The organism is Vibrio sp. 811, from assembly GCF_033339195.1.
The window spans coordinates 106,979-123,190 of sequence record NZ_JAWOUB010000013.1 but is presented as its reverse complement, the minus strand read 5'-3'; the positions used below and the strand labels follow the sequence as shown (position 1 = coordinate 123,190).

The following is a 16,212-nucleotide window of genomic DNA, read 5'->3' as shown; positions in this document are numbered from 1 at the left end:
TATCTTCAAGTGTCGCTTTTTGACTCTTTTGTGTCATTTTAGACTCTAAAGAAGGTAGCTAAAAGTCTTTATATTATTCTTACCGCAATGATCCTCAATAAAAGGAAAAGAAAATGACTCAAAAAGCCCTACTTGTAATTGATTTGCAAAACGACTATTTCCCAGAAGGAAAGTTTCCTTTATGGAATACAGAATCGACTTTAGACAATGTTAAGAGAGCAATAACTAAAGCCAATGAGCAAAACATTCCTGTGATTCATATTCAGCATATTGCCGACCCTGCCATGGGTATTGCCCCATTCTTCAATGAAGGCAGCGACGGTGCCAATATTCACCCAGAAGTTCTTGCTTTAGCGCCGAATTCCGAAATCGTGGTAAAGCACTTCGCAGATAGCTTTGAAGGAACACGTTTAGAAGAAGTATTGGCAAGCAAAAATGTAACGGAGTTACTTGTATGCGGAATGATGACACAAAACTGCGTGACACATACTGCTATCTCAAAATCTGCGGACAAGTATGATGTTTCGATCTTAATGGATAGCTGTACCACGGTCGATGAAATGATTCACAACATTGCACTTCACGCTGTCTCAACGAGAGTTCCCCTCGTAACTATTGAAGATAAGCTGTAATACACGTAAAACCTTTCGCTCACACAATGCGGGCGAAAGGTCACACATATATGCACTTTCATTGATATTTGCTTACTTTGTGTTAAACATTGGTTTCCAAATAGTTACAAGGAAACGTTTATGAAATGGATAGTCGTATTGTTTATTAGCTTATTTTCAGTTTTCAGCCATGCGAAAGAGTGGAAACAAATTCGCTTCACTGTTGAAGGGGCTTACCCCCCATTTAGCTGGACGACAAAAGAGGGAAAGCTAGAAGGGTTTGAAGTCGACCTCGCTAACGCGTTATGCAAAGAGTTAGAAGTAAAGTGCGTTATCTCAAAAATGGATTGGGATGGCATCATCCCTTCTCTCCTTAGTCGCAAGAACGATGCGATTATTGCTGCAATGACAATCACAGAAGAACGAGAAAAGAAAGTCGATTTCACCGTCCCTTATGCAAAAGTACCGACTCGTTTTGTAATGAAAAATGATAGAGAAATCAACATGGATGACGGCAGCCTAAATCGTTTATCTATTGGAGTTCAAAGAGCCACAATTGGTGATAAGTACCTTTCTGCCTTGTATCCAGATATTGATATTCGTCGTTATGGTACGTTCGATGAGGCATTTACCGATCTACTCAATGGACGGTTAGATGCTGTATTTGGCGGCTCAATCGGTTTAAGTGCTGGTTTTCTTGAAACTGCACAAGGTGAAGGCTATCACTTTACTGGACCAGCGTTTACAGAGGAAAAGTGGTTCGGCCGTGGCATTGGCGTAGCAGTGAGAAAACAAGACAAAGAATTAAAAGCATTACTCGATAGCGGAATACAAAAATTGATCCAGAGCGGTAAGCATAAAACCATCGCCAGCAAATATTTCTCCTATAGTATTTACGAGTAACCTCGCTATTTTTTATAGCCTGCGCGGTATAGGAAACTTCCCTTTCCCTATATGGCGACAAAAACAGAGCCCTCGAGCAGTCGCCCGAGGGTTATTTTTATAAAAAAACCCACGTATATAAGTAACCCGCTCCCATGGCCATCGTTAAGATAACGATTAGGAAGGCAGCGATCATTTGGTTCTTAAAAATTGATTTCAACAAAATCACTTCTGTAAGACTTGCGCCAGCACTACCAATAATAAGCGCCATAACAGATCCAAGAGCCATACCTTTTTGTACTAGTGCCGCGCTAAGTGGAATGACCGCCTCTGCACGGATGTACAATGGAATACCAATGATTGCTGCGACCGGAATCGCGTACCACTTCGCTTCACCAGCGAACTCCGCAATGAACTCCGTCGGGATGAAGCCATAGATAAATGAACCAATCGCAATGCCCATCATGAGATAAGGGAACACTTGCTTAAAGTCTTTCCAAGTTGATTGCCAAATACGTACCCAGCGGCTAGGCTCTTTCTCTTCCACGACTGTCGCTGTTGCACTACCGTCTGATGAACAGCAGGACACTTCCACTTTAGGTTCAGGTTTTGGTGCATCACCACAGCAAGATGTTTTCGCCGCAACTGGCGTAGGTTCATTGCAGGCGCTGGTACCACAGATTGGTGCTGGTCTCACTTCTTCTTTTTTCTTGCTTGAATCGCCACAAGAAGTACCGCACGAAGAAGAACCTACCGCTTGATATGCTTCTGGTTTGACGTAACGTTCAAACCCTAGTTTTTCAAGTACATAGCCTGCTACCACTGATACTGACATCGCGATAGCAAAGTAAAATACCGCAACTTTCCAACCAAAAGTCACCACAAACAAGCCAATAATCACTGGGTTAAGCAACGGGCTTGCAAATAGGAACACCATCATAGGTCCAAAACCTGCTCTTGCACGCAACAAGCCTTTTAAGAAAGGAATGGTCGAACACGAACAGAAAGGCGTAATCGAACCTAGCAACGCAGCAATGAAGTAACCTTTACCCTTTTTCGAGCTGAGAATAGATTGAATTTTTTCTGGCGTTAGAAAATCTTGCAACACACCGACAATGTAGCTAATTGCCAGAAATAAGATGATAAGTTCGGTTGCTAGAAACGCAAACATATCCAGCGCTTCTTTAGCCATAATTATAATTTCTGTATTCACATTTACTCTCCTCGTCATTTTTCGCTAACAAGCTTACCTGATAGATAAGCCTTTATTTCGATATTTCTGGAATTATAGAATCACAAAACAAAAGATCAACAAAATATTTCCATAAAAATGGAATAATAAAACTAGTCATTACTTATCATAAAGTTACATGTCATTAGCTATGCAGACTGGTTGTCGATGATAATTTCAGAGCATCTCGAATCCTTTTTATCAAACATAACCTAAAATTATCAAAATAAGAAAAAACGATAATTATTACAGTACTACCCTCTGAGTTAGTATGACTTTCGACCATTCTTAATAATGAGGAAAACCTATGAGAGCGATAACTTACCAACGAGATAACGATACTTTCTCTTTATCCGAATTACCTACACCAAAACTAGAAACCCAATTTGATGTATTGGTTAAAGTTAACGCTGTTGGTTTGAACCCTGTCGATGCAAAAATTCATTATTGGTCAGACATGGTCACTAACATGGGTAACAATTTTGTTGGCGGGTTAGACGTATCAGGAGAAATAGTCTCTGTAGGCGATGCGGTCGTTGATTGGAAGGTTGGCGATAAAGTGTTGTATCACGGAAACATGAGACGCCATCACGGTGGATTCGCTGAATTTGCTATCCATGATTCAAGAACGCTCATAAAGCACCCTCAGGTTCCGGTTGAAGTGGCAGCATCTACACCTTGCGCAGCCTGGACCGCATATCGCGCTTTGGTAGACAAGCTCGATATTTCAAATCGAAGCAGCATTTTTATCGCCGGAGGTGCTGGCGGCGTTGGAAGCTTTGCTATTCAGTTAGCAAAGACATTTGGTGTTGAACAGATCATTGCTACTAGTTCAGAAGCTAATCACGCATATTTGTCCTCGTTAGGAGCAACCCATATGATTGATTATCATCATGAAGATGTAGTTCAGCGAGTAATGGACATTACCGGAAATCATGGCGTTGAGGTTGCACTCGATTGTGTAGGCGGTGATAACGACCGAATTGCAGCCTCGGTGTTAACCTTTGAGGGAGAAATGGTGGAGCTCGTCAAGACTGTCGACCCTTCTCAATATCCAGATGCCTTCTTAAAAGGCTTGGGCTTCCACCAAATAAGTTTGGGCTCTGGTCATGTCTTTGGCGAGAGAGGGTTTGCAAGTATCGTTAATGCCGGAAAGGAAGTGTCTGAGCTATTAGAAAATGGAGAATTGGAAGTACCGAAACTGAAGATCATCGGCTTAGAAGATGTAGGTAACGCACTCTTGGACATGCGAAATCAGAGAACAGTTGGAAAGATTGTCGTTAATCTGAACCAAAAATAATTAATAAAAATCTCGAGGCAAACTGGCAAGGTAATGAATGAGCAAGTTAAAGCATCTTGTTACTTTGCCAGATATGAAAGGCCTTTATTTTATCTATAACGATGAATAAAAAACAAAATCTCTTGTCATGCTTCCCTGCGCTTCACCAAAATTAGGCGTTTTCGAGAGTGTCTCTCCAAGTCGCTAGCAATTTAATATGACGTGGTTCAATCCCACAGCAACCACCAATAATGCTTGCTCCCTGCACATGCCACTTTTTAGCATACTCAAGATATTCAGTCGGAGAGAAATGACGAACTTCCTGAATGGTCTCGTTGGCTTGGTGCGCTTGCTTTATCGGAGCAAAGCTATTTGCGAAAACACCTATCGTCAATTCTCTACCTGACTCACTCAACACTGCTTGTGTATCAATGATCGCTTGCTCGACAACTTCAGGAATAGAGCAATTGAAAAAGATACCTGAAACATTTGTTTTCAACAGCGTATTGACCGCGGCTTTGAGAGATTCCCCTGAGCGAAGGCGAGGCAAAGAGTTAGGCTCATCCATTAAGGTGAAAGCAAGATAATTGGGCTTATCTGTTTTGGCTAAAATTATTGATAGAACTTCAACTTCAGCGAGGCTAGACACGGTCTCAGCTAACCAAATATCAACATATTGATCTTGAGCTTCAAATAACTCAGAAGCCACTTCCAGTGCCCTTTTCGGCTCGAATAATTCAGGCCTGTAAGACCCCATGACAGGAGGAAGAGACCCCGCAACGAGCACTCTATCGTTAGAGCTGGTGACTACATCTCTGGCAATTTTGGCTGCAGATTTTGCTAACTCAATCCCTCGCTTCGCATAGAGTTCCTCTCCTAAGTGAAATGGAACACATGCATAACTGTTAACAGTGATAATCTCAGCGCCAGCGTCTATGAAATTCTCATGGGCCATTTTTACATATTGTGGTGATTCAATTAGCGCTTGTGCACTCCAAAGCGGCTGAGAAAAAGGGGCGCCAATACGTTTTAACTCTCGCCCCATGCCACCATCTAAAATTGTTACTTTCTTCATTTAGACATCCATACCGCCAAACATCCATAAGCTCTATTCAAACACAATTTTTATCAATTCAAAATGAAATTGTTATGTTTAAAGTGAACAAAACTTAATGGCTGATTAAACACTCTAGTATTTACCAGACCTTTCATTCGGACCAAGATAATGTTATCGCCATTAACTTCGAGTAAAAAGCCCATTATCTATGTCTCTCGGCGAGGCGAGCGTTACGAGCCACAATAGTGCATGAAGTGATTGAGGGACTCGCCCTCAATCAAATTTTCTTTTTATTATAAGACTTTAGATAAAAACTTCTGCAATCTAGGGTTGGTGGGGTTATCAAAAAATCGCTCAGGAGAGTCAGAAACCAAAAGCTCACCATCTTCCATAAACAACACCCTATCAGCGACCTCTTTTGCGAAACCCATTTCATGAGTAACCACGACCATCGTCATTCCGTCCTTGGCCAAATCTTTCATCACATCAAGAACTTCTCCAACCATTTCAGGATCTAGTGCTGATGTGGGTTCATCAAACAACATAATGTTGGGCTTCATTGCTAACGCACGAGCGATTGCGACGCGCTGCTGCTGCCCACCTGATAAATGATTAGGATAATTATCCATTCTCTCCGACAGACCGACTTTATAAAGCAAATCTTTTGCTTCTTTCTTCACCGATTCAGGGTCACGTTTAGAAACCTTTAAAGGTGCCAACATGACATTCTCTATCGCCGTTTTATGTGGAAAAAGGTTGAAGCCTTGAAATACCATGCCCACATCAGCGCGTAGTTTATTGATATCCGTAGATTTGTGGTACATATCGATACCATCTACGATTATAGACCCACTATTTATTGTCTCTAATTGATTAATCGTCCGTAAGAATGTTGACTTACCAGAACCTGACGGTCCTACGATGACAATCACTTCCCCTTTTTCTACATTTACCGATACGTCCCTGAGCGCATGGCAGCCATTAGGGTAAATTTTATTAATTGTTTTTGCTGAAATAATGTATTCCATTAATGACTCCACCATTAATCACTTGCTGCCAATTTCTTTTCTAACGTTTGTATTGCCCAAGATAAGGTACTAGTTAGAAGCAAATAAAGGGCCGCAACGGTAAACCAAACTTCAAATGGGGCAAAACTACCACTTACGACTTCCCTGCCCGCTTTTGTCAGATCAGTAATCGAGATCACGGAGACGAGTGAGGAATCTTTTATCAGGTTGATAAACTGCCCGGCTAAGGGAGGTAATGTCTGCTTAAACGCTTGAGGTAAAATGACATAAATCATCGCTTTGGGATAATTCATTCCTAGTGAACGCGCCGCTTCCATTTGTCCTCTTGGGATTGACTGGATTCCTGACCGCACAATTTCTGCGACATAAGCAGCGGTAAACACGGAGAGCGCTATCACTCCCGCAGTAAAACGCTCAAGGTCAAGCACAGTACCAATAAAGAAGTAAACGATAAAAATCTGTACTAAAAGAGGCGTTCCACGAATAACCTCGACATACACAAGCGCCAGCTTTTTTAATGCCGGATTGCTGGATATACGCATTAGTCCGACAACTAAGCCCAACGCTAGAGCAATGATAAGTGACCAGAGTGAGATTTTAATGGTCGTCACAACACCATCTAAAATTGGGCCAGAGCGCCACTCTTTTATAGTTGCTAAGGTATCTCCTTCAAAAATAAGATCACCTTCATAGACGTCCACAGACTTATATTGGCTTAGTTCAAGAACAATATCACCATGAATACTCTCCAGAGCCAGTTGGTTATTCTCGTCGAGAATGATGTTCCCATCGACAGGCGCGGTAATGGATGAAGCAGCGTTAGTGGCAATATAAGGAAGGACACGCTCCCAATTCCAGCTGTAATCGATTCGCTTACCTGACAGATAGACAAGACCGCAAATTGATAGCAAAACAAGAACAAAAACAGCGTTCCACAATAGGGATTTAAAGTTATTTTGCATGTGATTCCGAGAATGACTTTGATTAAAGTTGGTTGGGTATTTGAATAAAGAAAAGCGTTAGCTTCACAGCGCGAACCGTTTGGTTGGCGATGAACCGAGCCAGAAGCTAGCCGCTCCTCTACAATAACAAAATGATTACTTAACTTGCTTTAACCATTTATCGTCGTTAAACCACTTATCGTAAATGCGATCGTAAGTTCCATCGCCCTTAATTTGACGTAAATAGTTGTTTAAGAAGTTAAGCGTATCTGGATTTCCTTGCGGCACAGCCCAACCCAAAGGCTCGTAAGTAAACGGTTTAGCCAAGTGCATTAACTGCCCTTTGTTTTCCGCCACATAAATAGAGTTGTAAGGAAAGTCATAAACAAACGCATCTACCTTTCCGTTGGCAACCTCAAGTACCGCTTCAGACTGAGTTTCGTATAGATTTATCTTAGCTTTCGGAAGGTATCGTTTTACCGCTTGCTCACCCGTTGTCCCAAGCTTAGTTGCAACAACATATTCTGGACTATTGAGATCTCGGTAACTAGACACTTTACCTTCATGTTTGAGATCTACGAGAATGGATTGGCCAATAACCACATAGGGATCAGCGAAATTCACCTGAGTATTTCGCATAGGTGTGATCGTCATCCCGCCCATAATCATGTGACACTTACCAGTCAACAGTGTTGGGATAATGCCATCCCATGAAGTGTTTACCGGCACAAACTTAACATCCATGGCACGCGCCATTTGTTTACCCAAATCGATATCAAACCCGATGTACTGCCCATTTTTTGCTGTCATTTCAAAAGGCATATACCCAGAATCAAAGCAGACTTTTAGCTCCCCTGTACTTTTGATGTCGTCTAAAATTGGGTCTGCATTAACCGTCGTCGAAACAGCTAACCCCAGTGCAGCAAAACACAATAACTTTTTCATGGATATTCCTTTATCATTTGTTGTAAAGTTTTTTTATACACGACAATAGAATAAAAAACCACAAATAATGACTTTTTAATCACTGGAATTTGTAGAATCGTCACTAAGACGGAAGATCTGAATGAAAATCTATACCAAGGCATTGCAATTGAATTGCATGCATTAAGTGATTAAGTTGTAGGCAGGTCACTATAACGACAACAAACATACGCTTTGACTGAATAGTCAGCGTTTCCGAAAGTGGTTTAATTATTAACGAAACCATACAGATATTCGCTTTTTCACATTGACCGTAATGTCAAAAGTGCTTGAGTTTTATTGTTGACAATTCTTCCATAGTCAATGGTCACAAATGTGATGTACAGCACATTTCTATAATGGCACTATCACCTTTGTCGAGAGATATTAACAAGGATTCGTTGGACATCTTGACTTTGTAATACAAATAAAAAGGTGACTATATGAAAAAACTAATGACGCTCTCATCACTATTATTATTCAGTTTATCTGCTACTGCTGGTATTCATGTCGAACACTCTACAAACAAAGTTGTTCTCAATGACTTTACGACAAAAGATGCCGCTTATAGCTCTGCGTTTGATCTTGTCGATGAATACCAAACGCTATCAAAACATGAACTTAGAAATCGTCTAAACATCATTGGAAGCGGTTTCCCTCGTGATATTGCAATCGATGATAGTAAGGTGAGAGTTGAAGAATACGCACTTAACCGTGATGAAGTTAAATATCGTGCAATCATAAACTTCGATTATCACTTCAGAACAAGTGACGGCGGTAAAAACTAAAAAATCATCTGCACCTTTACTTTCTTAGAGCCCTTCCTATTTTAAGAAAGTAAAGGTGTCTAATCACATTGAAACGACGGCTTTTCATAAATCGCTCTCTCCTTACATAAACAGTATCAATCCCTACCTCTATCGTTTACATAAAAATAATTTTTCCAATCTTCATTGAGATACATTTCGTCGTTTGGCGCTTTATCATTCACTTGGTTCGCCATATGGATTCCACATCACTTAAATGAAAAAGACCCTTGAAATTGAGTTCACTTTTTTATGAAGATTAACTCAACCTAAGATTGACAATTGTCGTTATATTTTTCTCGTTTATAGCAATATATAAAAAACTCTTTTTGTTTTAATTAACCATAAGACGTAAAAATAAAAAAAGGCAACAAGATACTTCTTGTTGCCAAAGAAAAAATCATCATTCAAAAAATATGAAAATGAAAACTAGCAGTGGACTAGCTAACAAAACCATTATATTCAAAACACTTAAACAAGTAACGATCAATATAATCCATTATATATGGATGAAAATCAGCACTTATGAAATTACACCGATAAATAAAAAAGCCTGAAAATAGTTTCAGGCTTTTTATATTTATTAATTTTTTAGAATGAATATCTCGCAGCTATTGCAAGAATATCGTCTTCATTGTCTACATCTGTAATTCTGTATTCTGCTAGTGCTTTAAAATTAGAAGTCAAATCGTACTCTGCACCTAGTGAGTAGTAATCGACGACGTCTTCATCATCACGCTCTAGATTGTTATAGCCAACAAGTGCCCAAAGCTTATCTGTTATTTCATAAGTGGCAACTGCTTCAATACCGGTGTAATCAATATTACTTTCAGAACCATCTTTAGCCCAGTTTTCACCATCACTGTATAAAACAGAGGCATAAAACTTGTCGTATTCAAATGCAATAGCACCCGTTAGCAGCTCTGCATCTTCTGCACCCGATTGCCCTTCACCTTCGTTGTAACCAAGCGCAACTTTGAAGCCATATGGCAACTTGTAGTCCGCCGCCGCACCATAAGAGGCTGCATCTGTTGACACTTCATCGTTTTCAGCCTGATAGCTAACATGAATATTCAAACCTTCGTAGCTTGTCGTTAGCTTAAATACTGAATCGGAGCGACCGGTACCATATAGATCCGCACTTACGCCAGCAGCTTCATTACCAAACTCCGGGAAAATATCCGTGTAGTCAGATACTAAAGTGACCGCACCGTATTGACGTCCATAACTTACTGTTCCGTAATCTGCACCAACTCCTACATAGCCTTTTCGGATATCAAATTCATCATCTTCAATCCCATCAGCATCTCTGCGATTAGACTTAAATTCCAACTCATATAAGCCGAATGCATAAAGATCTTCATTTATTTTAGACTCACCTGCAAGTCCTACACGAATGTAGCTATTATCTCCGTCTGCATTTTTATCATCAGAGAAATAATACATCCCTTGCGCTCGGCCATGAATATTTAATACTGATTCTTGATCTTCATAAACTACGGCTGAATTTGCAGCACTTGCAGAAAAAAGTGCAGCGATTGCGATCGACGTTCTTGTCATTTTCATTTAATTACCACTACTTGTGTTGTTTGAATCGAGTGAAATTATGAACAGTGGCAATTATTTTTAAAGTGCAAATTCAACCATATTCTATGGATAAATATAAACAAGCCCTCAATCTAAAACATTATGTCCTAGTACTCATATTAGTTGAGATAATCCATCCAAACAGGAGGCGTCCCTATTATTTTTTGAACAGTATCAATGAACAGTTTGGCTAATGGTTGTTGATTTCGGTGAGTATACATTGCATATATTTCCCCTATCGCGGGAAGATTATAATCAGGAAGCAACTGTACAAGATCTTGTTTACTCAAACTCTCCTGAAGAAAGAACTGCCCTATTAAAGCATACCCTAGATCAGATTTTACGGCATCGAGCATTAACTCAGTTTCATTCACGAAGTACTGCCCATTGATATTATACGTTCTAACGTCGCTTGATGACTGGCTTGGCGCTATACGTAGCTTATCTGCCTTAAAGTTAGCATTAGAGTATATTACTGCTGGCATTTTTATAAGCTCTTCTGGAGAGCTCGGGGTTCCATACTTGTCAATAAAACTCTTCGATGCAACCAGTGCCATATTATTGCTTGCCAACTTACGTACTATCATGTTGGACTCTCGGATTGGTCCGATACGAAACACAACATCAAAACCTTCGTGGATAACATCGACTCGATTATCATCGAGCAGCAGCTCTACAGTAATGTTTGGGTACTGTTTTATAAACTCTTTAACTGCCTGATTTAAGTATGCTCTGCCAAAGAAAGTGGAGCTTGATATTTTCAGATTACCTTTCGGTTCATCCTGAAATGTAGCAGCAATACTACGAGTTTCAGTTAGAACCTCTCTTACTTTCTTAGCTTGCGCCACCATCTCAACACCAGCATTGGTCAGGGATAGCGAACGCGTGGAACGGTTTAACAGCCGTAAGCCCAATTCATCCTCTAGCTTTTTGATCTGTTTTGACAAAGCTGAACGATCTATATGATTTCTGTCAGCAGCCTTAGCAAAAGTTCCGTATTCAGAGACATCCAGTAGTAATTCAAGTTGGCTTGCGAGATCCACTGCACAATTCCTTATTTAGTTTTTATTCTTTATGTGATGGGAAATGGATTTTACAAAATTAATTTCAATTTTTTATGGTTCAAATTGCATCAGTGAATTGCAAATAATGCACGAATTAAAAAAGCTTTAATTTTCGTCGCTATCTTTAGCTTCTGTTTAGTTATTCCTATCTATTATGGCTTATTACATTGAACAATACTCCACGTCTTTAAAACCCTAAACTGACCTTTTTCAAACCAAAAAGTGAGCATTTTGACCAATATTTAATCGTGCATTTTTATCACTACTCTATGTTCGCTGAGGGCCTATTTACCCATAGGTACAATGAATACAATGCCGTTCCTTTTAGTATGAACAGAATCATTTAGGGCGCGACAAATGTTAAAGAAAGTTTTCGGCATTGGCCTTTTATCCGTTTTAGCTGCTTGTGCAGACGAAGAGATAACCAAACAACCTAATACTCCCTTACCTACGATAGACGTCTCCAAAGTCATCTATGAGCCCGTTCAATCGTGGTTCACCTTTACAACAAGGCTTCAAGCACCAGAGAAAGTTTCTTTAATGCCACGCGTTTCCGGAGTTATTGAAACGGTAGAGTTCAAAGACGGACAGAGTGTCAACAAAGGCGACTTACTCGTCACTCTTGATGATCGAACCTTCAAAGCTCAGGTCTCACGACTTGAAGCGCAAGTTAAGAGTGCTCGAGCTGCGCTAGAGCAAGCAGCAAACGAACAAAAGAGAGCCGCTCAACTGGTTAAGCGAAAAGCCATCTCAGCGGAACAAGCAGAGGCCCGAGATACCGCAGTAAAGCAACGCTCTGCAGAACTAATGGCCTTGCGTGCTCAGTTAGAATCCGCAAAGTTAGATCTTGAGTTTACGAAGATATATGCCCCTATTAGCGGCACTATTTCAAGAGCATTCATTACTAAAGGAAACAATGTAAACGCAAATCAAAGCGTTATATCAAACATTGTCTCTAACGATCAGGTATATGCATACTTTGATGTCGATGAGCGAACTTGGAACCGTTACTTCTCGACAATCAATGCCGACTCTAACTTACCTACTCGTCTTGAACTATCTGGACAAAATGGGCAGGTGTTTTTTGGACGCGTTGACTTTGTCGACAACTCCATCAACGAAAACACCGGTACTTTGCAGGTTCGAGCGGTATTCGATGCAACAAAATCAAACTTAAAAGTGGGATCGTTTGGCCGAGTTCAGATATCAACAACCAAACCAGTTGAACGAGTTCTCGTTCCAGAGCGTTCTATTGGCACAGATCTAGAAAACCGCTTTGTATTAACACTCAATGAAGAGAATACGTTGCAATACAGCATCGTAACCTTAGGCGAACGTTACGGAACATTTCGTGCTATCGAGAATGGCTTGAACGCCGACTCAATTATTGCGGTAAATGGCCCAGCAAAAGTTGGCCCAAATAGCAAAGTCAAACCAAAAAATGTCACGCTAGATATTAGCAATACTTCATTGATTATGGCTTCAAACTCAACATCGTTGCCAAACAAACGTTTAGCTCAAGACTAAGAAGACAACCGAATGAAATTTGCACACTTTTTTATTCAAAGACCCATATTTGCCTCTATGTTATCGCTATTGATATTAATAGTAGGCGCAATTTCACTTTTGCAGTTGCCTGTGAGTGAATATCCAGAGGTTGTCCCTCCTACAGTCGTAGTTACAGCAAACTATCCTGGTGCGAACCCAAAAGTAATCGCAGAAACAGTTGCTACGCCTCTGGAGCAAGAAATTAATGGTACAGAAAACATGTTATATATGTTTTCACAGGCAACCAGTGACGGCAGAATGACATTGACCGTAACCTTTGCTTTAGGTACGGACTTGGACAAAGCTCAGGTTCAAATTCAAAATCGCGTCACTACAGCTTTGCCCCGGTTACCAGAAGCCGTCCAACGGTTAGGAGTTGTTGCCGAAAAAGCCTCTCCTGATCTCACCATGGTTGTGCATATATATTCTCCAGATTCTAGCCGTGAAGTCAGTTATTTAGCTAACTACGCTAATTTAAACTTGAAAGATGAGATAGCTCGGCTCGGAGGCGTTGGTGATGTGCGCCTTTTCGGTGGTGACGAGTACTCAATGCGCTTGTGGTTAAATCCAGATGAGCTCGCTTCTAGAAATCTAACCGTAATGGACGTTGTCTCCGCCGTCCGATCTCAAAACCAACAGGTGGCAGCAGGCTCATTAGGTGCGCAACCAGCCGCTAATGAAAACCAATTCCAAGTTTTGTTGAACGTAAAAGGCCGCTTGGAGAATATTGATGAATTCAACGACATTGTAGTAAAAGTTGACGAAACAGGGGCTTTGACACGTCTTAAAGACGTTGCACGCGTAGAGCTAGGTCAAAACTCTTATGCACTGCGCGCCTTGTTAAATGGTAAACCAGCGGTGGCGATGCCCGTATTCCAGCGCCCTGGTGCTAATGCTATTGAGCTATCTAATCAGGTTCGTTCAACCATGGACCGTTTACAAACAGCCTTTCCAGCTGGAGTTTCATATGAAATAGCCTACGACCCGACCGTCTTTGTTCGTGGTTCGATAGACGCGGTGGTTCATACTCTGCTAGAGGCAATTGTACTTGTTGTTGTCGTAGTCATTTTGTTTTTGCAAACATGGCGCGCGTCTATCATCCCTATCATTGCGGTGCCTGTTTCATTAATCGGTACGTTCGCTGTAATGCAAATGCTCGGAGTATCGATTAACACACTTTCGTTGTTTGGACTTGTTCTCGCCATAGGTATCGTCGTCGATGACGCCATTGTCGTCGTCGAAAACGTGGAACGGAACATCCATAATGGTCTTGCACCACTAGAAGCAACGAAACAAGCAATGACCGAAGTTACCGGGCCAATTATTGCAATTGCATTAGTGTTATGTGCGGTGTTTATCCCGACAACCTTTATTACAGGGTTATCCGGTCAGTTTTATAAGCAGTTCGCACTAACAATTACGATCTCGACGATTATTTCAGCAATTAACTCGTTGACGTTATCGCCTGCTTTATCAGCACTGCTATTACAAGATAAGAACGCAAAACCCGATCGGCTAACCAAACTCTTGGATGCGGTTTTTGGTAAGTATGTTTTTGCGCCATTCAATAGAATTTTTGAGTATAGCTCGAACCAATATCAAGCTCTGGTCAAGAAGCTGATTCGTTTTAGCCTTGTTGTTGTGGTGGTATACATTGCGTTACTCGGGGGAACGGTTTCTCTATTCAAAGCGGTTCCTGGAGGATTCATTCCTCAACAAGATAAGCAGTATTTAGTTGCGATCGCCCAACTTCCAGATGCAGCAAGTTTAGATAGAACAGAGTCCGTTATTAAAGAAATGGAAAACCTCGCGCTGGCAACACCTGGCGTAGCACAAACCATTTCTTTCCCAGGCTTATCGGTCAATGGTTTTACTAACAGTCCGAATAGTGGCATCGTTTTTGTTACGCTTGAGGACTTCGATAAACGAAATGATCCAACTCTCGGAGCAAATGCGATTGTTGCATCTTTGAATAAGAGCTTTTCAATCATTGATGAAGCCTTCGTTGCGATTTTTCCACCACCACCAATCCAAGGACTTGGCTCAACTGGCGGCTTTAAGCTTCAAATCGAAGACCGTGCGAACAAGGGGTTTGATGAGCTATTCAAGCAATTGAACTTGGTAATAAGTGAGGCATCAACAAGACCCGAGCTGATGGGATTATATTCTACATTTCGCATACAAGTGCCGCAGATGGACATCCAAATAGATCGTGAACAAGCGATGCTGCAAGGTGTTCCTCTAGAGCAGGTTTTTGATGCGCTTCAAGTTTATTTAGGATCATTATACGTCAATGACTTCAATATGTTTGGTAGAACATACAAAGTGAATGCCCAGGCAGACATGAACTATCGTCTCGAACCTGACCAAATACTTAATTACAAAGTAAGAAATGCTGCCGGAAAAATGGTTCCTCTCGGCGCTGTACTGGAGATCATACCCACGATTGGGCCTGACCGCGTGATGCACTATAACGGCTACCCTAGTGCAGAACTAAACGGCAGTCCTGCTTTTGGTTACAGCTCTGACCAAGCCCAAACGGCTATTGAGGAAGTACTGGATCAAAACCTAGCAGAGGGAATGGTTTATGAATGGACTGATGTAACCTACCAGCAGATTTTGGCTGGTAACACGATGGTGTATATATTCCCACTTGTTGTTTTGTTAGTTTTCATGGTGCTAGCTTCGCAGTACGAGAGTTTAAAACTGCCATTCGCTATCATTTTGATCGTTCCTATGACCATTTTTTCTGCACTAGCAGGTGTTTGGTTCATTGGTGGTGACAACAATATATTCACGCAAATTGCTTTGATTGTCCTTGTGGCTCTAGCGTGTAAAAATGCCATCTTGATGGTGGAGTTCGCTAAAGAACTTAAAGACAATGGCCAAGATACCTTATCAGCGATTTTGGAAGCATGTCGTTTACGTCTTCGACCGATTCTAATGACATCAATTGCATTTACCGCTGGTGTTATTCCATTAATGATTGGTACAGGGGCCGGAGCGGAAATGCGACAAGCAATGGGTATTGCCGTATTCTCGGGTATGGTAGGCGTAACGGTATTTGGATTACTACTCACACCTGTTTTTTACATGTTAGTGAGTCGAAACAAAAAACGTCAAACACTATAACCATAATATAAATACTCATTTATATTCATACTAAAGGGAGCTATTGCTCCCTTTTCTTTTGGTTATTAAGTATATTAATAATT

The 16,212-nt window shown here is 41.0% G+C and carries 13 protein-coding genes; 6 read left to right on the top strand and 7 right to left on the bottom strand.

Annotated elements, in window-relative coordinates; all coding sequences use genetic code 11:
* Positions 1–113 precede the first annotated feature (113 nt).
* Together R7Q46_RS17960 and R7Q46_RS17955 are read left to right on the top strand one after the other, a co-directional pair.
* Positions 114–632: a cysteine hydrolase family protein gene (locus R7Q46_RS17960; protein WP_005377333.1), complete on the top strand. Its 519-nt coding sequence runs from the start codon at positions 114–116 to the stop codon at positions 630–632.
* Between the two features lie 120 nt (positions 633–752).
* Entirely contained in the window at positions 753–1,514 is a 762-nt protein-coding gene (locus R7Q46_RS17955; RefSeq protein ID WP_005388903.1) for a transporter substrate-binding domain-containing protein, read from the top strand.
* Between the two features lie 97 nt (positions 1,515–1,611).
* Here the strand turns inward: R7Q46_RS17955 and R7Q46_RS17950 are convergent, their stop codons facing one another.
* Entirely contained in the window at positions 1,612–2,685 is a 1,074-nt protein-coding gene (locus tag R7Q46_RS17950) for a permease (protein WP_249372649.1), read from the bottom strand.
* A 346-nt stretch (positions 2,686–3,031) separates the two neighbouring features.
* Here R7Q46_RS17950 and R7Q46_RS17945 point away from each other — a divergent pair, with 346 nt between their 5' ends.
* Positions 3,032–4,024: a zinc-binding dehydrogenase gene (locus tag R7Q46_RS17945; RefSeq protein WP_170890260.1), complete on the top strand. Its 993-nt coding sequence runs from the start codon at positions 3,032–3,034 to the stop codon at positions 4,022–4,024.
* 151 nt (positions 4,025–4,175) lie between these two features.
* Here the strand turns inward: R7Q46_RS17945 and R7Q46_RS17940 are convergent, their stop codons facing one another.
* The 4 genes from R7Q46_RS17940 to R7Q46_RS17925 form a co-directional block, all read right to left on the bottom strand.
* Positions 4,176–5,078, bottom strand: a complete 903-nt coding sequence (locus R7Q46_RS17940; protein ID WP_017635219.1) for a homocysteine S-methyltransferase family protein — start codon at positions 5,076–5,078, stop codon at positions 4,176–4,178.
* Between the two features lie 275 nt (positions 5,079–5,353).
* On the bottom strand, positions 5,354–6,088 hold the full coding sequence (locus R7Q46_RS17935) for an amino acid ABC transporter ATP-binding protein (protein WP_017635218.1): 735 nt from the start codon (positions 6,086–6,088) through the stop codon (positions 5,354–5,356).
* A 14-nt stretch (positions 6,089–6,102) separates the two neighbouring features.
* Positions 6,103–7,050, bottom strand: coding sequence for an amino acid ABC transporter permease (locus R7Q46_RS17930; protein WP_005377325.1), 948 nt, complete (start codon positions 7,048–7,050; stop codon positions 6,103–6,105).
* 135 nt (positions 7,051–7,185) lie between these two features.
* Entirely contained in the window at positions 7,186–7,974 is a 789-nt protein-coding gene (locus R7Q46_RS17925) for a transporter substrate-binding domain-containing protein (RefSeq protein WP_005377324.1), read from the bottom strand.
* Between the two features lie 461 nt (positions 7,975–8,435).
* Between R7Q46_RS17925 and R7Q46_RS17920 the strand changes: the two genes are divergently transcribed.
* The gene (locus tag R7Q46_RS17920; protein ID WP_005377323.1) at positions 8,436–8,780 is read left to right on the top strand and encodes a DUF3316 domain-containing protein; all 345 of its coding nucleotides are present in this window, start codon (positions 8,436–8,438) and stop codon (positions 8,778–8,780) included.
* A 609-nt stretch (positions 8,781–9,389) separates the two neighbouring features.
* On the opposite strand, the gene R7Q46_RS17915 is transcribed toward R7Q46_RS17920, so the two are convergent.
* Complete coding sequence (locus R7Q46_RS17915; protein WP_025768142.1) at positions 9,390–10,364, bottom strand: porin; 975 nt, start codon at positions 10,362–10,364, stop codon at positions 9,390–9,392.
* 140 nt (positions 10,365–10,504) lie between these two features.
* On the bottom strand, positions 10,505–11,428 hold the full coding sequence (locus R7Q46_RS17910) for a LysR family transcriptional regulator (RefSeq protein ID WP_005377321.1): 924 nt from the start codon (positions 11,426–11,428) through the stop codon (positions 10,505–10,507).
* A 378-nt stretch (positions 11,429–11,806) separates the two neighbouring features.
* On the opposite strand from R7Q46_RS17910, the gene R7Q46_RS17905 reads away from it, so the two are divergent.
* Positions 11,807–12,976 carry an efflux RND transporter periplasmic adaptor subunit gene (locus R7Q46_RS17905; protein ID WP_005377315.1) on the top strand — a complete coding sequence of 390 codons (1,170 nt, stop codon included), beginning with the start codon at positions 11,807–11,809 and terminating at the stop codon, positions 12,974–12,976.
* A gap of 12 nt (positions 12,977–12,988) precedes the next feature.
* Positions 12,989–16,129, top strand: coding sequence for an efflux RND transporter permease subunit (locus R7Q46_RS17900; RefSeq protein ID WP_213916759.1), 3,141 nt, complete (start codon positions 12,989–12,991; stop codon positions 16,127–16,129).
* The last annotated feature ends 83 nt before the right edge of the window (positions 16,130–16,212 follow it).